Source organism: Methylolobus aquaticus (assembly GCF_054172105.1).
Window position 1 is genome coordinate 131,756 of sequence record NZ_JBSYXP010000003.1, and the last position, 19,787, is coordinate 151,542.

Genomic DNA, 19,787 nt, shown 5'->3' on the forward strand with positions numbered 1-19,787 from the left:
CGGCGATCCTAGACGTCGCCGACCTGCGGGTGCATGCGCTGTTTGCTCGTCCGCAGCTTGTTGACCGCGTTGACGTAGGCTTTCGCCGAGGCGATCACGATGTCGGTATCGGCACCCTGTCCGTTCACGATGCGCCCGCCCTTCTCGAGACGCACGGTGACCTCGCCTTGCGAATCGGTGCCGCTGGTGATCGCGTTGACCGAATAGAGCTGCAGGTTGGCTTCGGCATGCACCAGCGACTCGATCGCCTTGAGGCTGGCGTCGACCGCGCCGCCGCCCACGGCCGTCCCGGTCAACTCCTCGTTGTCGACCTTCACTGTCACGCGGGCGTTGGGTACCTCACCGGTCTCGGAGCAGACGTGCAGGTAGACCAGACGCACGCACTCGTCTTCTGCCTCGACTCCGGCCTCGGTGATCAGGGCCTGCAGATCCTCATCGAAGATGTCGTGCTTCTTGTCGGCCAGTTCCTTGAACCGCTGGAAAGCGGCGTTCAGATCCTGTTCGGAAGCGAAATCGATGCCGAGTTCCTGCATCCGGGTGCGGAACGCATTGCGGCCGGAGTGCTTGCCCAGCACCATCCGGTTGGCGGTCCAGCCCACTTCCTCGGCTGACATGATCTCGTAGGTTTCGCGGCTCTTCAGGACGCCGTCCTGGTGGATGCCCGACTCATGGGCAAAGGCATTGGCTCCGACGATGGCCTTGTTCGGTTGCACCGGAAAGCCGGTGATGTTCGAAACCAGCTTCGAGCACGCGACGATCTCCCGCGTGTCGATGTCGGTGTGGCACGGGAAGAAATCGCGGCGCGTCCTGACGGCCATGACGATCTCCTCCAATGCAGCATTGCCGGCCCGTTCGCCGAGGCCATTGATCGTGCATTCGACCTGACGGGCGCCGTGCATCACGGCGGACAGCGAATTCGCGACGGCCAGGCCCAAATCATTGTGGCAATGGACCGAAAAGATCGCCTTGTCCGAATTGGGGATCCGTTCGATCAGTCGGCCGATCATCCCTCCGAACTGATCCGGCATGGCGTAGCCGACCGTATCCGGAATGTTCAGTGTCCGCGCGCCGGCATCGATGACGGCTTCGAGTATGCGGCACAGGAAATCCTCTTCGGAGCGGCCCGCGTCCTCGGGCGAAAACTCGACGTCGTCCGCGTACTGCCGTGCGCGCCGCACGGCCTTGACCGCGTGTTCCACGACCTGATCCGGCGTCATGTTCAGCTTGCGCTGCATGTGGATCGGCGAGGTGGCGATGAACGTGTGGATGCGCGGCCGCTGCGCGTCCTTCAGGGCTTCGCCGGCCCGGTCGATGTCGCGGTCCAGCGCGCGGGCCAGGCCGCAGACTGAGCTGTCGCGGACGGCGCGGGCAACCGCCTGCACCGATTCGAAGTCACCGGGGCTCGCGGCCGGAAACCCGGCCTCGATGACGTCCACGCGCAGTCTTTCCAGCGCCCGGGCTATGCGGACCTTCTCGTCGCGAGTCATCGAGGCGCCGGGGCTTTGTTCGCCGTCGCGCAGCGTGGTATCGAAAATGATCAGTTTGTCGCTCATGGCGATGCTCCAAAATCCATCGATTGCAGTGGCGCCGGTTCAACGGCGGCAGACGAAATGCAGGGGGTATGGGAGTTTGGTGTGTCTGCCCCTCAGGGCAGCAGCAGCGCCGGCAGGCGGATCGAACGCAAGCTGCCGCGCGCTGCCGCTGTCGGCATCGTCACGGAAAGGCGGTTCAGCGTTCGATTGGAGGAAAGGCAGTTCATCGCAGGTATTTTTTCAGGGGCAACAGGACTATACCGCCCGCGTCTCGTTCTGCCAAGAACCGTGGTCAGGATCGGTCAGGTCCGTCGCTCACGCCGGCGTTTGCGCAGCAGCACCGTCAGTACCGGCCCCGATATCGCATAGGCCGTGAACAAGGCGAACAGCATCAGCGGCGGATTGGTGAAGATCACGCCGAAGGCCAGCATCATGACGATCACCCGCACGAAGGGAATGCGCCCGCGCAGATCCACGTCCTTGAAGCTGTAGTAGCGGAAATTGCTGACCATCAGCAAGCCGGTCATCATCGCCAGCGCCAGCGCAATGTGGCGCAGGGTTTCGCCCTCGAAGCCGTGCTCGATACCGAACCAGATGAAACCCGCCAGGATGGCCGCCGCCGACGGGCTGGGCAGACCCTGAAAATAGCGCTTGTCGGCGGTGGCGATCTGGGTGTTGAAGCGCGCCAGCCGCAGCGCCGCCCCCGCCGCATGCACGAAGGCCGCGACCCAGCCGAGCTTGCCGAGGTAGTGCAGCGACCAGATATACAGCACCACCGCGGGCGCGATCCCGAACGAGGTCAGGTCGGCCATGCTGTCGTACTCGGCGCCAAAGGCGCTCTGCGTATTCGTCAGCCGCGCCACCCGCCCGTCCAGACCGTCGAGCACCATCGCGATGAAGATCGCGACGGCAGCGTGCTCGAAGTTCTGGCCCAGGGCCGCCGTGATCGCGTAGAAGCCCGCGAACAACGCTGCCGTCGTGAACAGGTTCGGCAGCAAATAGATGCCGCGGCCGCGCTTGCGCGGAACGACGGGTTCGTCCATCGATAAGGCTCCCGGTGCGGGCGGAGTGGCTGTCAGGCGCTGGGCGAGCGGCTAGTTCTTCGACTTGTCGACGATTTTGTTCGCCTTGATCCACGGCATCATGTCGCGGAGGCGTGCGCCGACTTCCTCGATCGGGTGTTCGCGGCCCAGTCGGCGCTTGGCCTTGAGCGTTGCGCAACCAGCCTGATTCTCGAGGATGAACTCGCGCGCGAACTCACCGCGCTGGATCTCGCCGAGGATCTTCTTCATCTCGGCCTTGGTCTGGTCGGTGATCACGCGCGGGCCGCGGGTCAGGTCACCGTACTCGGCCGTGTTCGAGATCGAGTAACGCATGTTGGCGATGCCACCCTCGTACATCAGGTCGACGATCAGCTTCAGTTCGTGCAGGCATTCGAAGTACGCCATCTCCGGCGCATAGCCCGCTTCGACCAGCGTCTCGAAACCGGCCTGCACCAATGCCGTCGCGCCGCCGCACAACACGGCCTGTTCGCCGAACAGATCCGTTTCGGTCTCCTCGCGGAACGAGGTCTCGATGATGCCGGCGCGGCCACCGCCGTTCGCCGAAGCGTACGACAGCGCCAATTCCTTCGCACGCCCGCTGGCGTTCTGGAATACCGCGATCAGGCTCGGCACGCCGCCGCCCTGGGTGTAGGTCGAGCGCACCAGGTGGCCCGGACCCTTGGGTGCGACCATGATGACGTCCAGATCGGCGCGCGGCTGGATCTGTTCGAAATGGATGTTGAAGCCGTGTGCGAACGCGAGTGCGGCGCCCTGCTTGATGTTCGGCTCGATCTCCTCGGCGTAGAGCTTGGCCTGGTGTTCGTCCGGCGCCAGCACCATGACGACATCCGCTTCCTTGACGGCATCGGTCAAGGGCAGCACGGTCAGGCCGGCGGCCTCGGCTTTCGCGGCCGATGCCGAGCCGGGACGCAGCGCCACCATGACATGCACGCCCGATTCCTTGAGGTTGTTGGCATGGGCGTGGCCCTGTGAGCCGTAACCGATGATCGCGACCTTTTTGCCGCGGATGATCGACAGGTCGGCGTCTTTGTCGTAGTAGACGTGCATGGGGATTCCTCTGTTTTCTATTGGTTTCTGGCCGAATTCATGAAAAGGGATGGTCGGGCGCGAGCCTACAGCGTCAGGCCCCGATCGCCGCGGGATATGCCGGATGCGCCGGTGCGCACGACTTCGATGATCGAGTCCTCGGCGAGCGCGCTCAGGAAGGCATCCACCTTCGATTTCTCGCCGGTGATCTCGATTACGAAGGTGCCGGGGGTCACGTCGATGATCTTGCCGCGGAAGATGTCGGCCAGGCGCTTGATTTCCTCGCGCGCACCGTTCACCGCGCGCACCTTGACCATCATCAGCTCGCGCTCGATGTGGGACGACTCCGACAGGTCGATCAGCTTGACGACGTCGATCAGCTTGTTGAGCTGCTTGGTGATCTGCTCGATGATCTCGTCGCTGCCCGAGGTCACCAGTGTCATGCGCGACAGGCTCGGATCCTGGGTCGGCGCGACCGTCAGGGATTCGATGTTGTAGCCGCGGGCGGAAAACAACCCGGAGACCCGCGACAGCGCGCCGGCTTCGTTCTCGATCAGTATCGAAATGATGTGGCGCATGGTCAGGCCAGCTCCCTCGCGTCGATCATGCCCGGGGACAAACGCATGTCGTTGTGGGCCTTGCCGGCTTCGATCATCGGATAGACGTTCTCGGTCGGATCGGTCAGGAAGTCCATGAACACCGTGCGATCCTTGAGCCTCAAGGCTTCCTCCAGCGCCGGCCGCACGTCGGCGGCCTTCTCGATACGCATGCCGACATGGCCGTAGGCCTCGGCCAGCTTGACGAAGTCCGGGATGGTCTCCAGGTACGAATGCGAGTAGCGGCTTTCGTAGCTGAACTCCTGCCACTGGCGCACCATGCCCATGTACCCATTGTTCAGGTTCACGATCTTGATCGGAGTCCGGTATTGCAGCGCCGTCGCCAGTTCCTGGATGCACATCTGGATGCTGGCTTCGCCGGTGATGCAGCAGACCTCGGAGTCCGGATGCGCGAGCTTGACGCCGATGGCAGCGGGCAAGCCGAAGCCCATGGTGCCCAGGCCGCCGGAGTTGATCCAGCGTCGGGGTTTGTCGAACTTGTAGAACTGGGCCGCCCACATCTGGTGCTGGCCGACGTCCGACGTGACGAAGGCTTCTCCATGAGTGGCTTCATACAACTGTTCGACCACGTACTGCGGCTTGATGACCGTGCCGCTGCGGTCGAACCGCAGGCAGTCGACCTTTTGCCAGTGGGAGATGCGGTCCCACCAGGCCGCCAGGGCTTCGCGGTCGGGGCGGCGTTCACCGGCCTGGATCATGTCGCAGAGGTCGGTCAACACCGACGCTACCTCGCCGACGATGGGCACATCCACACGCACCGTCTTCGAAATCGATGCCGGGTCGACATCGATGTGGACGATTTTGGCATACGGGCAGAACTCGGCGATCTTGCCGGTCACGCGGTCGTCGAACCGCGCACCGACGGCGAGCAGCACGTCGCAATCGTGCATCGCCATGTTGGCTTCATAGGTGCCGTGCATCCCGAGCATGCCGACGAAGTGCTGCGCCGTGGCCGGATAGGCTCCGAGGCCCATCAGCGTGTTGGTGATCGGAAAGCCGAGCAGGTCGACCAGCCGGGTCAGTTCGTCCGCGGCATTGCCGAGTACGACGCCGCCGCCGCTGTAGACCATCGGCCGCTTGGCGGACAACAGCAGTTCGACCGCCTTCTTGATCTGCCAGCGGTGGCCCTTCGTCGACGGATGGTAGGAACGCAGGCTCACGCTGCGCGGGTACTCGTAAGGAATCTTGACCCGCGGGTCGGTGATGTCCTTAGGGATGTCGACGACGACGGGCCCCGGCCGGCCGGTCGTGGCGATGTAGAACGCCTTCTTGATCGTTTCGGCGATCTTGTGGACGTCCTTGACCAGGAAGTTGTGTTTGACGCAGGGGCGCGTGATACCGACCGTGTCGCATTCCTGGAATGCATCGCTGCCGATGACCGGCAGCGGGACCTGGCCGCTCAGCACGACCATCGGGATCGAGTCCATGTAGGCCGTCGCGATGCCGGTGACGGCGTTCGTCGCGCCGGGGCCCGAGGTCACCAGCACGACGCCGGGTTTGCCGGTCGACCGGGCGTAGCCGTCAGCGGCATGCGTCGCGCCTTGCTCGTGGCGAACCAGGATGTGCTTGACGTCCTCCTGCCTGAACAGCGCGTCGTAGATATGCAGGACCGCGCCGCCCGGGTAACCGAAGATGTACTCGACACCCTCGTCCTTCAGACACTGGATAACGATTTCCGCGCCGCTCAGCTCCACGATCGACAACCCTCAAAAAGACACGGGGCGCTTGAGGGCGCCCGGCGAAGTATGGTAAGCAAAAGGCAAATGGTCGGCCAAAATACTCGGTAAAGCCTGATCCGTCAAGGCGGACAGCTCGCTCCGGAGCTCTCTCATCAGGCGATCCGGTCGCCGGGCCGGGCGTGCTCATACCACGCAACGTAGCGGGCCGCGTCGGGCGCACCTTCCGCGGGCGCCCAGGCCGCAAAGTCCTTGTCGCTGACGGCGCAGTAGGGGCCCGGCTTGACCTCGAACATGACTGTGCCGGGTGCCATCACGACGACCGCATGCCAGGTATTCGCAGGGATTTCGGCCGCAGCCGCCTGCCCAGCTCCGAGATCGACGCGTTCGAGTACCCTGCCCTCGTCATCGAAGGTCAGAATGGAGAAAGCGCCCCGCGCGGCCATCATCAGTTCCCAGCCTCGTTCCCGCGCATGCCGATGCGGCCGCACGTAGGTGCCGGGTTCCATGGCGTTGAATAGCCGCTGGATCGGGTCTTCGAGCACGGGATGCAGATTCAGATTCTGGCGTCTCCGGGGCGATGCGGCTGCGGTATCGCTCAACTGTCCGATCCGTTGCGAGCTGATCACGGTCAATCGATTCGTCATGAAGTCCTCCGTTCAGGCCCGCCCTGACTGCACGCACGGGTTCCGGGTGCCGCTCAGGGCAAAGGTTTCGATCGTTCGCCAGTCGCGATAATCGGGCGCGCCCTCGACGAGTTGCAGACGATCGACGATGCAATGCGTCGGCGGCCCGCACTGCGCCGCAGCGACCAACTGCCGCCGGGTGGCGGGGTCGAACGCGCCGTAGACCAGCGAGAGGTGCGGAAAGAACGGCGTCGAGTTCGGCTCACAGCCGAAGGTCCGCTCCGCGTCGGCGCGCGCCGCGATCAGCGCCGCGTCCAGCGCTGTGGCGAAATAAACGCACCGAAAATAGGTGTCGCTGTGATCCGCGTGTTCGACGGCGATTCGGAACGGTGCGGTGCGCTCGGCCAGGCCACGGGCCCGTTCGATCGTGTTGGCAGCCTCCGAGCAGAGGCTGCCCAGTAAGGTGACATGCGGTTCGAAGGGGGCCGCGCCGACGCGGGCCGACAGGTCTCCGATGAGACGGCCAAATCGCGCGTTGCTGGCCGCGTCGGGCAGCAACCACAGGAAATGAGGCGTGTGCCCGAGGATCATGGCGAGTCGGCGCACCGGGCGATCAGGCTCGTGATGACGGCGCGTGTATACGCATAGGCCTGGGGCCGGGTACTGGCGCGAGGGCCCGCGACATTCAGAACGCCGATGCGCCGCTCCTCGACGAACCGGCGGAGCAGGCGGATCGCACGGTCGACGGCAACTTCGTCGCCATCGATCAACTGGTAGGGACGACCGTGCTGGATGCACAGGTAAACGGTCAGTTCGGTTCCGCCCGCCAGTTGGCCGAAGTAGATCACGGCCGTGCCGTCGGCTTCGAGCAGGTTCCTGCGGGTGCGTTCAGCGTAACCGCCGCCGTCCAAGTGGGTCAGCGGGTAGCGCTCCGGCAGCTTGCCATCTTCCGCCTGCCGGCCTGCGGGACACCACCCGCCGCAGGGAAAAAAAGAAGCCATTGCCGCGTCGAGGGCTGCCCGGTCCACGCCGGTCTGTCCCCCGGAGATAATCTTGCTCAGCATGGCATTCGGCTGCCGTAACCCTTGAAGCGATCGAGGTGCCGGCCTCCGGGCCTCGCTTGACAAGCGCGGGCACGGGGCGTCTAGTGGCGAAAGTTTCATTTTACGCCTGCTCCGGGGCCTCGCTATGAGCGCACGCGCAAAATGCCTTGCCGCCTTGACGGTGCTGGCTCTGCTGGGCATCGGTCCGATACCGACGACGACGTTGCTCGGATTCTATGTGGTCCTGCGTCGGCCACGGTGGTTTCGGGATCTGATTGCCGATTTGTATGCCGAGGCGGAAAAACCGCGGTCGGCTGAAGGCACCCGATGAATGTGCTGCCCGACAAAGAGGGCCCGGATCCGGTCGGAGCGGTGCCCGAGAACGGGACCGGACGGCCAAGGCCGGTCGGCGTCGGTGCATCGCACGCCCGCGGGTGGAAGGCAGCCGTCCTGTTGGCGGCCAGCTTGAATTGCCTGTTCCCGTCGGCGGTGTCGGCGTTCGAGGTCAGCAGTTACGCGTTCGTCAACGACGACGGCACGCTCCGGATCAGGAACCGGACCTTCCGGCTGTTTGGCATCTATGTCCCGCGCATGGCTTACACCTGCCAGCGGTTCACGCTCCCGGTCACCTGCGCCTCGCAGCCGCGGCTTGCCCTCGAATTCAAGATCGACTCGAAATTCGTGCATTGCATTGGTGACGGCCAGTATGCTGACGGTACGCATCCCGCGTACTGCGACGTCGACGGCTATGACCTGGGGGTTTACCTCCTGGAACAGGGTTTCGCGATGGCGCTCCCCGACGCGCCCCTGGAGTACATGCTGATCGAACGGATCGCCCGCAGTCGAGGTACGGGGGTCTGGGCCATACCGGGTCAGGACCTGTATCGCTTCCCGCCGTAGCGCTCCGCAGGGGCGCCGTTGCCTGTGAGGGCGCCTCAATGCGCCTCGTCCCAGTTCCGGCCCACACCGACGTCGACGACCAGTGGCACCGCGAGTTCCGCAACCCCGACCATGTGGTCGCGGATCGCGGCGCACGCCGTGTCGACGTGAGCATCCGCGACCTCGAATACCAGTTCGTCATGGACTTGCATGATCATCCGGACCGGCAGGCGGCTGGTTTCAATCCAGGCATCGACCGCGATCATGGCCCGTTTGATGATGTCGGCGGCCGTGCCCTGCATCGGCGCGTTGATTGCCGTGCGTTCGGCATACTGCCGCCGCTGGCCGTTGCGCGACTGAATGTCCTCGACATGCAGCCGCCGGCCGAACAGGGTTTCGACGTAGCCTTGCGCCCGCGCCGCCTCGCGGGTCTGCTCCATATACGCCTTGACCCCCGGATAGCGCGCGAAGTAGAGGTCGATGTAGAGTTGGGCTTCCTTCTGCGGGATCTTCAGCTGTTTGGCGAGACCGAAGGCAGACATGCCGTAGATCAGCCCGAAATTGATGGCCTTGGCCGAGCGGCGCTGGTCGGCCGTGACCGCGTCGAGGGCGAGACCGAAGACTTCCGCAGCGGTGGCACGATGGACGTCGGCTTCCGCGGCAAAGGCGGCCGTAAGGCTGGCGTCGCCCGAAAGGTGGGCCATGATGCGGAGTTCGATCTGAGAGTAGTCGGCGGCGATGATGCGATGGCCCGGCGGTGCGATGAAGGCCTGGCGAATGCGCCTTCCCTCCTGCGTCCGGACCGGAATGTTCTGGAGATTGGGGTCGGATGATGACAGTCGGCCGGTGGCCGCGACAGCCTGATGGTACGAGGTATGGACCCGGCCGGTGCGGGCGTTCACCTGTTCGCCCAGGCGATCCGTGTACGTCGACTTCAGCTTGCTCATCGAGCGATAGTCCAGGATCAACTGGGGCAGTTCGTAGTGCTCGGCCAGGTCCTGCAGCACCGATTCGTCGGTCGAAGGTTGCCCGGTGGGTGTCTTCTTGAGGACCGGCAGCTTCAACTCGTCGTACAGGATGCTCTGAATCTGCTTCGGGGAGCCGAGGTTGAAGCGGTGTCCGGCGACGGCGCAGGCCGCCTGTTCGATTTCGAACATCCGGGTGGCCAGTTCGCCGCCCTGGACCGCGAGCAACTCCACGTCCACCAGCACTCCGGTGCGCTCGATGCGCGACAGCACGGGCACCAGTGGTATCTCGATGTCCCGGTAGAGTGCTTCCAGCCGTGGGGCGGCCGTGAGCTGCGGCCACAGCGTCCGATGCAGCAATAAGGTGACGTCGGCGTCTTCCGCCGCGTACTCCGTGGCTCGCTCGACCGAGACCTCCGAAAACGGTATCTGCTTGGCGCCTTTCCCCGCCACGTCCTCGTAATGAATGGTCTGCCGCTGCAAATAGCGCGAGGCCAGCGAGTCCATGTCGTGCCGGGTCGCGGTGCTGTTCAGTACGTAGGACTCAAGCATCGTGTCGTGGGCGATGCCGCGCAGCGCGATGCCATGATTGGCGAGCACATTCGCGTCGTATTTCAAGTGCTGACCCAGCTTGGCGCGGTCGGGGTCTTCCAGCAGTGGCCGCAAGCGCTCCAGCACGGCCTCGCGCGACAACTGCGGCGGGGCGCCCGGATAGTCGTGCCGTAGCGGGACATAGGCGGCCTGTCCCGGCTCGATCGCGAACGATACGCCGATGATCTCGGCGTCCATGTAATTGAGGCTGCTGGTCTCCGTGTCGAACGCGAACAGCTCGGCCCGTTCGAGTTCGGCCAGCCACGCGTGGAGTGCGCTTTCGGTGACGACCATCTCGTATTCGCGGCTGGGTTCTTCAGGCGCCGTCGTGGCCGCCATCGGCGCTGGGCTGCCTGTGCCGTTCAGTTGTTTGAGCCAGGACGAAAACTCGAGCTCGGCCGCGATTTCCCGCAGGACGTCTGTCTGCACCGCTTGGCGTCGCAGACTGTCCGAGGACAGGTGCAGGGGCAGATCGCAGGCGATCGTGGCCAGTTGCTTTGACAGTGGGATCTGGTCGAGACAGCCGCGGAGATTCTCGCCGATCTTTCCGCCGATCTCGTCGGCGCGCGCGATCAACTCATTCAGGTCACCGAATTCGTTGAGCCACTTGGCCGCGGTCTTGGGGCCGACCTTGGGCACGCCGGGGATGTTGTCGGCCGTGTCTCCGGTCAGCGCGAGAAAGTCGACGATACGCTCGGGGGGCACGCCGAATTTGGCGATGACTCCCGCGCGGTCGAGGCGGCTGTCGAACATCGTGTTTTCCAACGTGACTCGCTCGTCGACGAGTTGCGCCATGTCCTTATCTCCGGTCGAGACAACTACGGGGCGACCCGCCGCCGCGGCCCGTCTGGCCAGGGTTCCGATGACATCGTCGGCTTCGACGCCTGCTTCGATCAGCAGCGGCAGGCCCATGGCGCGAATCAAGCGCTGCAACGGTTCCAACTGGCAGCGCAAGTCGTCCGGCATGGGCGGGCGCTGCGCCTTGTACTCGGCGAACAGGTCGTCCCGGAAGGTCTTGCCGGGCGCGTCGAACACGACGACGACGTCGGCGTCGGGATACTCGGCCATCAGCTTGCGCAGCATGTTCGCCACCCCGTAGACCGCGCCAGTCGGCATGTTCTTGGAATTGGTCAGCGGCGGCAGGGCGTGGTAGGCGCGGTAAAGGAACGAAGAGCCGTCCACCAGCACCAGCAGCGATTCCATGGGGTCAGTCATGAGTCGGGCATCTCGTCCGTTTGCAGGGTGGGGGCGCTCGGTGCGGCGGAGCATGGGCGACGTCGTCCCCAAATCCGCGAGGGCGTGCGGTGTGTGGGACCGTCTCCCATGCGCTGAGTGATTTTAACGAACCCGGCCGCGATCTGTACTCTCGGTAGTGGGCGGCGCTCGGCCGCGCTGCAGGGCAAGTCCATTCCAATTGCGTGCCTTAGCCATTATGATCTTGCTGCCGCTCCGTCAGCCGGGAAGCTCAGTCCCGGTCCAGTCCGCCTGCGGGGAACTGGAACGACTCTCGGGACCGCGTCATTAATACGGATCGGGGTTGAGGAATAATCACAAATATGCAGCTGGAATCCATTCTGAAATCCTACGAGCGCTATGCGCCCGTCTACGATCAGACCTTCGGTTGGCTGTTGAGCTATCGCGGTCGCACCATGGCAGCAGGGGTCACGAATCACCGGCCGGGCCGGGTGCTTGAGGTGGGTGTCGGCACCGGCATCAGCCTGAGCTACTATCGCCGCGAACATCAGGTGCATGGCATCGACATTTCGCCCCACATGCTGGAGCGGGCCCGCCGGCGCGTGTCGCGGATGCGCTTGGCACACGTCAGCCACCTGGAAATCATGGACGCTCGGGAAATGCAGTACCCCGACAACAGTTTCGACGCCGTTGTCGCGGCGTACGTGATGTCGGTCGTCCCCGAGCCGGAGCGGGTTATCAGCGAGATCGAGCGGGTGTGCAAGCCGGGCGGGGATGTGATCATCGTGAATCACTTTGCCGCGCGCAAAGGTATGCGCCGGAATCTCGAGAGCCTGCTGGCCCCGCTGTCGAACAAGCTGGGGTGGCGGCCCGATATGCCGGTCGAGGAGATCCTGCAAAATACCTCATTGCGTGAAGTCAAGCGTCATCGACTGCCCCCGCTCGGCCTGTTCACCATGCTCCATTTACAAAAGGGGCACTGAGAGTTCCCTGCGCCGGGCTTTGGCCCGTGCCGGTTGTCGAGCGTGTTCCCGCGCGGTGCCTCTCCACTGTCGCGCGGGCGCGGGTATATAAGGCGCTTGGAACGGGTGCCGTGGAATTCGGGCAAAGCGCCTGGCTGTCACGTCACGCGCCCGCGCCCGCCGAAAAACCCCGAGTGCCGTTTTGCTGCTTGTAAGTGATAGAATTGACGAAAAAATTTCCACTGGAAGCCGCACCCTCTCGCGCAATGCCCCCGCAAGCCACAGACCCTTCCGCTTCCGTTGCCCTCGAGATCAAGTCGGGTTCGGTCAATCTGCTGACGCTGAAACTCGCCGACGGCGATCTCGACCGGGTTGCCAAGCAGTTGACCGAAAAAGTGCAAAACGCGCCGGAATTCTTCAGGAATGCGCCGGTGGTCATCGAACTCGGTGCGCTGAATACGCGGCAGTCCACTCTGGATTTCGAGCGTCTGAGCGCCCTGCTCCGCTCGCTGGGCCTGAGTCCGGTGGGTGTACGTGGCGGGCACGGCGCACTCAATCAGGGGGCTGAGTCTGCCGGCTTGGCGGTGTTGGCGGAGCGGGTGGAGACGCCTGCCCGAGAAGCGCCAAAGGCGGCGGTACCGAAGGCGGAAGCGACCTTGACCACACTTGGCGGGGGGTCGCGCGTCATTGATCAGCCGGTTCGCTCTGGCCAGCGCCTCTATGCGGCCGGGGGCGATCTCATCGTGCTTGCACCCGTCAGTGCCGGTGCCGAGTTGCTGGCCGACGGCAACATTCATATTTACAGCTCGCTGCGCGGCCGGGCGCTGGCCGGCGTGCAGGGCAACCTCAGCAGCCGCATCTTCTGTCTGGATCTGCAGGCGGAACTCATCGCGATCGGCGGGCACTATCAGATTAGTGAAAACCTCGAGGAATCGATCCGCGGCAAGCCGGTTCAGGTTTTTCTGCGTGACGGCGCTCTGATCATCGAGGATTTGTAGAGCGCTGCCGAATTCTGGGTTCTCGGGAGGAAACACGTGTCAAGAATCATTGTGGTGACATCGGGTAAAGGCGGGGTCGGAAAGACCACGACGAGCGCTGCGTTTGCCATGGGTCTGGCCATGAAGGGCTATAAGACGGCGGTCATCGATTTCGATGTGGGCCTGCGCAACCTCGACCTGATCATGGGGTGCGAACGGCGCGTCGTTTACGATTTCGTCAATGTCATTAACGGCGAAGCTACCCTGAATCAGGCGCTCATCCGCGATAAGCGGCGTGATAACCTATCGATCCTGCCCGCGTCGCAGACGCGCGACAAGGAGTCTCTGACGCAGGAGGGCGTCGAACGGGTTTTGAACGAGTTGTCCGAAACGTTCGAATACATCGTTTGCGACTCCCCGGCGGGTATCGAGCGCGGTGCGACGCTTGCGATGTACTTTGCCGATGATGCGGTTGTCGTCACCAATCCGGAGGTTTCCTCGGTGCGGGATTCGGACCGGATGCTCGGCATTCTCGCCAGCAAGTCACGGCGTGCCGAGCAGGGTCTCGAGCCGATCAAGGAGTACCTGTTGCTGACACGGTATTCGCCGGAGCGGGTGCGCCTTGGCGAGATGCTGAGCGTGGCCGACGTCCAGGATATTCTTTCGCTCCATCTGCTCGGAGTGATACCCGAATCCAAGTCGGTATTGAGTGCCTCGAACTCCGGCACTCCCGTTACGCTGGACGAGAAGAGCGACGCCGGCCAGGCGTACCGGGATGTCGTCCGCCGATACCTCGGGGAACGCGTGCCGCACCGGTTCGTCGAAGAGGAAAAGAAAGGTTTGTTCAGCCGGCTCTTCGGAGGCTAATCCCATGGGGCTCTTGGACTATTTCCGTTCCCGCACCCCGAACACGTCCAGCGCTTCGGTCGCCAAGGAGCGTTTGCAGATTCTCGTCGCACACGAGCGCTCCGAGCGCAATAAGCCCGATTACCTGCCGCGGCTGCAGCGCGATCTACTCGAAGTGGTGCGGCGCTATGTGCACGTCGACGATAACGCGATCACCGTCACGATGGAGGAAGACGGCAATCACGAGGTGCTGGAACTGAACATCGTGCTGCCCGAGGAGGCTGCCGCAGCGCCGAAGCCGAAACCCCGGCAGCGATCTCATCCGCGGCGGTGAGCGGAACCGCGCTGCGAGGATCACGTTTACGCTGGCAATCCTTATTGAATCAGACCTACAGAGAGGCCGAGACATGAGTGATGATTTCCACGAGAGCATTGGCGCGGCGGCGGGCAAGGTGTGGACGTTTCTGTCGGAGAGTGGGCCGGCAAGCGCCACGAAGCTGGCTGACAGCATCGGGCTCGAGCGCACCGACGTCCAACGCGCCATCGGATGGCTGGCCCGGGAGGGCAAGGTGAGCGTGGAACGCAAGGGAAAGAACGAGTTCTTCAGCCTGTCCTGACGATCGTGCGTCGGATTTCTGCAATGAGCGGCGGAGGGTTCTAGTCTCCCGACGACCGGTGTTGCTTGGGGTAGTCGAAAAATTTCAGGCGCCCGGCCGCTGGACTGACAGCGGCCCACGTATCGACGGCAAACTCGATAGCGGCGACCCCACACGTCGGAACGTTGCTTATCCCCGTTTCGGTTAGGGTGTTGACCAACTCGGTGAAGCCGGGATTGTGTCCGAACAGGATCGTTTGATTCGAGTCGTCCGGCAGGCCTTGGATTAGGGCCAAAAGGGTTGTCGCCTCGGCGAGATAAATCCGGTCGTCGACCGCGATCTGCGATAACGGGAAGCCGATTTGCGCGGCGATCAGCTTGGCGGTCTTCAACGCACGTCGGGCCGGGCTGGAGATGATGGAGTCGGGCGACAGGCCGCGTTTCCTCAGGACCGCGCCCATCAGCGGCGCATCCCGTTTGCCGCGGCCGTTCAACGGGCGATCGCGATCGTCAAGTTCCGGGTCTTCCCAACTCGATTTGGCGTGCCTGATCAGAACCAGATTCTTCATAGGGTTTCGCGTGTCGTTGGCGTGTGCGTCGCGCCGTCATTCCGCCATCAGTGTTTGTGGGCCCGGCCCGGATGGCGTGCGAGCGATCGGCTCGTTTCCGGGAGCCTCAGCCTCTCTTCGGCGATTGCGGCGCTAGATCGGAAGATGCTGTATTGATGGTCGTGCCGGTATACTATATCGATTCCCGGAGCGATGCAGGGGATACTCTGAGGCATACGGAAGCAGCGGTCGGCTTGGCACGCCGACGCTGCAGTGAAGGATTGATCCGACGCGGCTACGCTTGCGCGGTTGGGCTTACCGGTGGCTTGCGGGACCGGGACCTCCAGCCCCGTCGCGCTGTCGCCACACGTCGAGCCGCACGCGCTAAGTTCCGCGCCTGACCTGCCGTCCCCCGGCCCATCGCAGGGTTTGCGATGATCGTCATACTCCAATCCCGCAATCCTTGAGTTTCTGCTTCCGACCCATTCGCCCGTGAACACATCTCATAGTGACCACTCCCGTGTCGTCAAAACCCTCCTGGTGGGGTTCGTGCTGCTGTTCGTGCATCCAGCGCACGCGGAGCCGGCCTCGCCCGTTCCCTTCGACTTCGCGGCCGTCGCATCGAAAGCGCGGGCCCTGGCAGCAAAACCCTACGTGCGTGACGATGGCGGTTTGCCGGAGCAGTTCGCCAAACTCGACTACGACGCGTATCAGGAGATTCGCTTCAAATCCGACCGTGCCTTATGGCGTGGTGAAGGCCTGCCGTTCCAGTTGCAACTATTTCATCGGGGCAACATGTTTCGCGACCGGGTCGCAATCAACATCGTCGATCAAGGGACTCCGACGCGCATTGCTTACTCGCCGGAGCTGTTCGATTTCGGCGCAGCCAAGCCGCCGGCCCCGCTGCCGCCCGATCTCGGGTTCGCCGGAGTGAAGATTGATTACCCGCTGCGACGCGACGGCAGCTTCGAAGATGTCGCCATCTTCCTGGGCGCGAGCTACTTCCGCGCCGCCGGACTGGGCCAGATTTATGGGCTGTCCGCTCGCGCACTGGCCGTCGACACCGGCTTGCCGAAGGCGGAGGAGTTTCCGATCTTTCGCGAGTTCTGGATCGCCAAGCCGGCCAAGGACGCCGGTGTGCTCACGATTTATGCGCTACTCGACAGCCCCAGTGTTTCAGGGGCCTACCGCTTTGATCTGAAGCCGGGGTACCAGCTCACCGTCGACGTGCAGAGCCGTTTGTTTTTCCGTAAGCCGGTAGACCGGCTCGGGATGTCTCCGCTGACGAGCATGTTCTTTCACGGTGAGAACACGGATCGATTCATGGACGATTTTCGTCCGGAGGTGCATGACTCGGATGGGCTCCTGATGGCGCGTAGCAACGGCGAATGGCTGTGGCGCCCGCTCAACAACCCCCGGCAGCTTCGCATCAGTGTCTTCCGCGAGGAGAATCCGGTTGGGTTCGGCCTGCTCAAGCGTGATCGTAACCCGGATCACTACCAGGATTTCGGAGCCAGTTACCAGCTTCGTCCCAGTGTCTGGGTCGAAGCGCGCGGTGAATGGGGACGGGGAGCCGTCTACCTGATCGAGATCCCCAGCGATGCCGAGAAGTACGACAACATCGTCGCTTTTTGGGTGCCGGACGCACCGATCAAGGAAGGGTCGGAACTGGCCTTCGATTACCGTCTTCACTTTCTGCTCGACGAGAGCATGGCGCCTCAGAACGGGCGCGTCGTGGCGACGCGGGTTTCTGCCAGTCCCGGCAAGTCGGACCGACCGCGGCGCCATTTCGTCGTCGATTTCGCCGGTGAGGCGCTCGGCCGGTTGAGCCCCCAGGCGCGGTTGGTAGCGGATGTCGGAAGCTCGTCGGGGCAAATCGGAAAGCTCTCGGTCGAAAAGAATGATGCGCTTGGTATCTGGCGGGTGAGCTTCGATCTGGAGCGGGAAGAGGACCAGGATCCAGTGGAACTGCGCGCCGTCCTGAAGGCCGGTGCGGACGTCTTGTCGGAAACATGGATTTACCAGTGGAGCGCTCGTTGACAGGTTCGGCTATCGATTCCGACGTGCCGGTAGCCGCCTCTTCGGAGGAGGTGTCTCCCGTGCCGCAACCCCTGTGGGATTATCTTGATCGCGTGGGCATCCGTAATGAGGCGCTGCGCGCTTCGCTCGCCCGGCAATGCCTAATTCACGCTCGGAAAGGCGCAGGCCCGCAGGTCGCGGAGCAGCTGGCCGCGGAGGCGATCGAAGAGGTACAGCGGCGTCTCGACCGAGCGCTCTCGCAGGGTCTGGGGTTGCATCCCGTGCGGGACGCGGCGAAGCTCGCAGGCTTGCGCGCTGCGCTCGCCATGGGCCAGCCGGATTTGTCTGCCGATTTCCTGTTCGAGGGGCGTGATGCTGACAAACGGGAGGAACAGCTGGCCCGCTTGATCGCGCGACTGCCGATCGCAACTCCTCCCGAAGCCCATTTGCCGATGCCGGCGCAGCCGTTCCACTTCGTGTTCTTCAAGTCTTCCTGACGTTCTATTGCTCCGGTGATTGACTCCATGCCTGCCGCCACCGTCTTTCCGCGACGCATCCGCGTTTTGCGCCGCGTCGTGTTCTTCTCCCTGGTGGTTCTGACGACGGTTGCGGCGCTGGCCATGATCGCCAGTGCCTTCCAGCAAAACGGTATAACGCCCCAGGAACTGCTGTTGCTCTTCCTCTACATGTTGCTGATTCTCTGGGTCAGCACGTCGTTCTGGCAGGCCACGATCGGCTTCTGGCTGCTGCTGTGGGGTGGGGACCGGCAGTCGATCTCTCGTCTGCCGCCGCGCGCGGGCGGCCGGACGGATCAGGCTCCGCCGAAAACCGCCCTCGTGATGCCCATTTATCATGAAGATCCCGAGCGCGTGTTCGCCGGGTTGCGGGCGATCTACCAATCCTTGCGGGATACCGGGCGAGCCGACGAATTTGAGCTGTTCGTACTGAGCGATTCACGGAATCCAGATGTCTGGCTGGAAGAGGAAGTCCAATGGTATCGAATGTGCTGTGACTTCGATGCGCACGGCAAGATTTTCTATCGCAACCGGGAAAAGAACATTGCCCGGAAGAGCGGCAATCTGGAGGAGTTCTGCCACCGTTGGGGGGCGCGCTACCGCTACATGATCGTGCTCGATGCGGACAGCCTGATGTGCGGGTCCACGCTGACACGCATGGTCGACCTGATGGAAGCCCATCCCACCGTCGCGTTAATCCAGTCTCCTCCGCTTCCGGTCAACCACAAGTCGCTGTTCGCGCGTATCCTCCAGTTTGCCAGTAGTCTGTACGGGGAGATTTTCGCCGCGGGAGCCTCTTACTGGCAGCTCTCGGACAGCAACTATTGGGGCCATAACGCGATCATTCGCGTGAAGCCCTTCGCCGAGCATTGCGGGCTGCCTAAGCTGCCCGGCAAGGAACCGTTTGGGGGAGAAATCTTCAGCCACGACTTTGTCGAGGCCGCGTTGTTGCGCAAGGCGGGTTGGGAAGTCTGGCTGGCTTACGATCTCAAAGGCAGCTACGAAGAGTTGCCACCGACCCTGATCGACTACGCAAAGCGCGACCGTCGCTGGTGCCAGGGCAACCTGCAACACGTCAGGATGGTGTTCGCACGCGGTTTCTCGCCGCTCAGCCGCCTGCATTTCCTGATGGGCATCATGTCCTATCTGTCGTCGCCGCTGTGGTTTCTGTTTCTGCTCGTCACGGGCTTCGAGGCCTATGTACAAAGCCAGACCATGCCGGTCTATTTCTTCGGCGACAACGTGTTCCCGGTCTGGCCCGAGTCGTATGCGGTCGAGATGACGACGGTATTGCTCGTGACGCTGGCGATGCTATTCCTGCCCAAAGTCTGGAGCCTGCTGCTGTTGCTGGTGCGCAGCGAGGACCGAAAGGCGTATGGCGGCATTGTCCGGATCACGCTCAGCGTGCTGTTCGAAAGCATCTTTTCAGTGCTGACCGCCCCGATCCTGATGTTGTACCAGACCAATTTCGTATTGGCGATTTTGTCGCGTCGCAGCACAGCCTGGTTGGCCCAACAGCGTTCGGACCACCGGCTCAGTGTGAAGGAGGCGTTTCTGGCCCATTGGGGACAGACATTCGTCGGTATTCTCGCCGGCTACGTCAGCTACCGTTACGTGCCGAGCTTCTTCTGGTGGTTCCTGCCGGTGCTGGCGGGGTTGGCCTTTGCGATTCCGTTGTCGATGCTGTCGAGCAGCACGGCCCTCGGACTGCTCGCGAAGCGTCTCGGCTTGTTTTTGACTCCGGAGGAATCCGCGCCCCCTGCCGTCTTGAGCTACCTGAAGGACAATCTGGCGCAGGCGACCGCCGCGCGGCTCGCCGTGGACGATTCACTGGAAAGCAAGATCGGCGACCCCGCCGTCTGCTCGCTGCACATCGCGTTGTTGCCTCACCGCCTGGTCAAGCGGCGTCAACGTCACCAGTTGCGCGCGCTGACCTATCAGGTGATCGAGGAGGGCCCCGGTTCGCTTTCGGTACCGGAGAAGAGGGCACTCGCTGCCGATCCCGATTCGCTGACCCGGCTGCACATCCTGTCCTGGGCACAACGCGGCACTGGGACCACGAGTTCCTAAAGCGCCCCTTCGTTGTCGAAACAGTTGTACACACGGTACGCG

General features: G+C 63.2%; 20 protein-coding genes. 10 read left to right on the top strand and 10 right to left on the bottom strand.

All coding sequences use genetic code 11. From position 1 onward, the window contains the following. Positions 1-8 precede the first annotated feature (8 nt). From ACW73L_RS04995 to ACW73L_RS05030, 8 genes are all read right to left on the bottom strand, one after another. On the bottom strand, positions 9-1,553 hold the full coding sequence (locus tag ACW73L_RS04995; protein ID WP_139556080.1) for a 2-isopropylmalate synthase: 1,545 nt from the start codon (positions 1,551-1,553) through the stop codon (positions 9-11). 281 nt (positions 1,554-1,834) lie between these two features. Beyond that, the gene (gene pssA / locus ACW73L_RS05000) at positions 1,835-2,575 is read right to left on the bottom strand and encodes a CDP-diacylglycerol--serine O-phosphatidyltransferase (protein ID WP_129884277.1); all 741 of its coding nucleotides are present in this window, start codon (positions 2,573-2,575) and stop codon (positions 1,835-1,837) included. Between the two features lie 51 nt (positions 2,576-2,626). After that, positions 2,627-3,643 (bottom strand): ketol-acid reductoisomerase, encoded by a 1,017-nt coding sequence (gene ilvC, locus ACW73L_RS05005; protein WP_498920403.1) that lies wholly within the window; start codon positions 3,641-3,643, stop codon positions 2,627-2,629. Positions 3,644-3,708: 65 nt separating this feature from the next. Then, positions 3,709-4,200 carry an acetolactate synthase small subunit gene (gene ilvN, locus ACW73L_RS05010; RefSeq protein ID WP_129884275.1) on the bottom strand — a complete coding sequence of 164 codons (492 nt, stop codon included), beginning with the start codon at positions 4,198-4,200 and terminating at the stop codon, positions 3,709-3,711. A 2-nt stretch (positions 4,201-4,202) separates the two neighbouring features. Further along, positions 4,203-5,933, bottom strand: coding sequence for an acetolactate synthase 3 large subunit (locus tag ACW73L_RS05015; protein WP_129884274.1), 1,731 nt, complete (start codon positions 5,931-5,933; stop codon positions 4,203-4,205). 137 nt (positions 5,934-6,070) lie between these two features. Then, a complete protein-coding gene (locus tag ACW73L_RS05020) occupies positions 6,071-6,562 on the bottom strand; it encodes a WbuC family cupin fold metalloprotein (protein WP_498920406.1) in 492 nt (163 codons plus the stop codon). Positions 6,563-6,574: 12 nt separating this feature from the next. Then, positions 6,575-7,147 (bottom strand): 2'-5' RNA ligase family protein, encoded by a 573-nt coding sequence (locus ACW73L_RS05025; protein ID WP_498920408.1) that lies wholly within the window; start codon positions 7,145-7,147, stop codon positions 6,575-6,577. Beyond that, a complete protein-coding gene (locus ACW73L_RS05030; protein ID WP_498920410.1) occupies positions 7,129-7,605 on the bottom strand; it encodes a putative molybdenum carrier protein in 477 nt (158 codons plus the stop codon). The genes ACW73L_RS05025 and ACW73L_RS05030 overlap by 19 nt, the downstream gene beginning before the upstream one ends. A 124-nt stretch (positions 7,606-7,729) precedes the next feature. Between ACW73L_RS05030 and ACW73L_RS05035 the strand changes: the two genes are divergently transcribed. Together ACW73L_RS05035 and ACW73L_RS05040 are read left to right on the top strand one after the other, a co-directional pair. Then, positions 7,730-7,915 carry a hypothetical protein gene (locus ACW73L_RS05035; protein ID WP_129884270.1) on the top strand — a complete coding sequence of 62 codons (186 nt, stop codon included), beginning with the start codon at positions 7,730-7,732 and terminating at the stop codon, positions 7,913-7,915. After that, entirely contained in the window at positions 7,912-8,484 is a 573-nt protein-coding gene (locus tag ACW73L_RS05040; RefSeq protein ID WP_129884269.1) for a thermonuclease family protein, read from the top strand. Before ACW73L_RS05035 ends, ACW73L_RS05040 begins: the two co-directional genes overlap by 4 nt. 35 nt (positions 8,485-8,519) lie before the next feature. Here the strand turns inward: ACW73L_RS05040 and polA are convergent, their stop codons facing one another. Then, positions 8,520-11,234 (bottom strand): DNA polymerase I, encoded by a 2,715-nt coding sequence (gene polA, locus ACW73L_RS05045; protein WP_498920412.1) that lies wholly within the window; start codon positions 11,232-11,234, stop codon positions 8,520-8,522. A 341-nt stretch (positions 11,235-11,575) separates the two neighbouring features. Here polA and ACW73L_RS05050 point away from each other — a divergent pair, with 341 nt between their 5' ends. The 5 genes from ACW73L_RS05050 to ACW73L_RS05070 all read left to right on the top strand — a co-directional run bounded on the left by ACW73L_RS05050 (position 11,576) and on the right by ACW73L_RS05070 (position 14,615). Continuing rightward, complete coding sequence (locus ACW73L_RS05050; protein WP_139556071.1) at positions 11,576-12,196, top strand: class I SAM-dependent methyltransferase; 621 nt, start codon at positions 11,576-11,578, stop codon at positions 12,194-12,196. A 245-nt stretch (positions 12,197-12,441) separates the two neighbouring features. After that, entirely contained in the window at positions 12,442-13,173 is a 732-nt protein-coding gene (gene minC / locus ACW73L_RS05055) for a septum site-determining protein MinC (RefSeq protein ID WP_129884266.1), read from the top strand. A gap of 36 nt (positions 13,174-13,209) precedes the next feature. Then, the gene (gene minD / locus ACW73L_RS05060; RefSeq protein ID WP_129884265.1) at positions 13,210-14,019 is read left to right on the top strand and encodes a septum site-determining protein MinD; all 810 of its coding nucleotides are present in this window, start codon (positions 13,210-13,212) and stop codon (positions 14,017-14,019) included. 4 nt (positions 14,020-14,023) lie between these two features. Beyond that, positions 14,024-14,332, top strand: coding sequence for a cell division topological specificity factor MinE (gene minE / locus ACW73L_RS05065; protein ID WP_129884264.1), 309 nt, complete (start codon positions 14,024-14,026; stop codon positions 14,330-14,332). 73 nt (positions 14,333-14,405) lie between these two features. Then, a complete protein-coding gene (locus tag ACW73L_RS05070) occupies positions 14,406-14,615 on the top strand; it encodes a winged helix-turn-helix domain-containing protein (RefSeq protein WP_129884263.1) in 210 nt (69 codons plus the stop codon). Between the two features lie 40 nt (positions 14,616-14,655). Here ACW73L_RS05070 and ACW73L_RS05075 read toward each other — a convergent pair whose 3' ends face one another. After that, entirely contained in the window at positions 14,656-15,162 is a 507-nt protein-coding gene (locus tag ACW73L_RS05075) for a SixA phosphatase family protein (RefSeq protein ID WP_498920415.1), read from the bottom strand. Between the two features lie 471 nt (positions 15,163-15,633). On the opposite strand from ACW73L_RS05075, the gene ACW73L_RS05080 reads away from it, so the two are divergent. Genes ACW73L_RS05080 through mdoH form a run of 3 tightly spaced genes read left to right on the top strand, consistent with a single transcriptional unit; the run spans position 15,634 to position 19,745 of the window. Further along, positions 15,634-17,181, top strand: coding sequence for an OpgD/OpgG family glucan biosynthesis protein (locus ACW73L_RS05080; protein ID WP_498920417.1), 1,548 nt, complete (start codon positions 15,634-15,636; stop codon positions 17,179-17,181). A 59-nt stretch (positions 17,182-17,240) separates the two neighbouring features. Then, the gene (locus ACW73L_RS05085) at positions 17,241-17,657 is read left to right on the top strand and encodes a hypothetical protein (protein ID WP_498920419.1); all 417 of its coding nucleotides are present in this window, start codon (positions 17,241-17,243) and stop codon (positions 17,655-17,657) included. A gap of 27 nt (positions 17,658-17,684) precedes the next feature. Then, positions 17,685-19,745 (top strand): glucans biosynthesis glucosyltransferase MdoH, encoded by a 2,061-nt coding sequence (gene mdoH, locus ACW73L_RS05090; protein ID WP_498920421.1) that lies wholly within the window; start codon positions 17,685-17,687, stop codon positions 19,743-19,745. Positions 19,746-19,787 lie beyond the last annotated feature (42 nt).

Coding starts and splice junctions, on each gene's coding strand:
- ACW73L_RS05030 (WP_498920410.1), bottom strand. CDS start 7,605: ATGCTGAGCAAGATTATCTCCGGGGGACAGACCGGCGTGGACCGGGCA.
- polA (WP_498920412.1), bottom strand. CDS start 11,234: ATGACTGACCCCATGGAATCGCTGCTGGTGCTGGTGGACGGCTCTTCG.
- minE (WP_129884264.1), top strand. CDS start 14,024: ATGGGGCTCTTGGACTATTTCCGTTCCCGCACCCCGAACACGTCCAGC.
- pssA (WP_129884277.1), bottom strand. CDS start 2,575: ATGGACGAACCCGTCGTTCCGCGCAAGCGCGGCCGCGGCATCTATTTG.
- ACW73L_RS04995 (WP_139556080.1), bottom strand. CDS start 1,553: ATGAGCGACAAACTGATCATTTTCGATACCACGCTGCGCGACGGCGAA.
- ACW73L_RS05040 (WP_129884269.1), top strand. CDS start 7,912: ATGAATGTGCTGCCCGACAAAGAGGGCCCGGATCCGGTCGGAGCGGTG.
- ACW73L_RS05020 (WP_498920406.1), bottom strand. CDS start 6,562: ATGACGAATCGATTGACCGTGATCAGCTCGCAACGGATCGGACAGTTG.
- ilvC (WP_498920403.1), bottom strand. CDS start 3,643: ATGCACGTCTACTACGACAAAGACGCCGACCTGTCGATCATCCGCGGC.
- ACW73L_RS05070 (WP_129884263.1), top strand. CDS start 14,406: ATGAGTGATGATTTCCACGAGAGCATTGGCGCGGCGGCGGGCAAGGTG.
- ACW73L_RS05050 (WP_139556071.1), top strand. CDS start 11,576: ATGCAGCTGGAATCCATTCTGAAATCCTACGAGCGCTATGCGCCCGTC.
- ACW73L_RS05075 (WP_498920415.1), bottom strand. CDS start 15,162: ATGAAGAATCTGGTTCTGATCAGGCACGCCAAATCGAGTTGGGAAGAC.
- minC (WP_129884266.1), top strand. CDS start 12,442: ATGCCCCCGCAAGCCACAGACCCTTCCGCTTCCGTTGCCCTCGAGATC.
- mdoH (WP_498920421.1), top strand. CDS start 17,685: ATGCCTGCCGCCACCGTCTTTCCGCGACGCATCCGCGTTTTGCGCCGC.
- ACW73L_RS05035 (WP_129884270.1), top strand. CDS start 7,730: ATGAGCGCACGCGCAAAATGCCTTGCCGCCTTGACGGTGCTGGCTCTG.
- ilvN (WP_129884275.1), bottom strand. CDS start 4,200: ATGCGCCACATCATTTCGATACTGATCGAGAACGAAGCCGGCGCGCTG.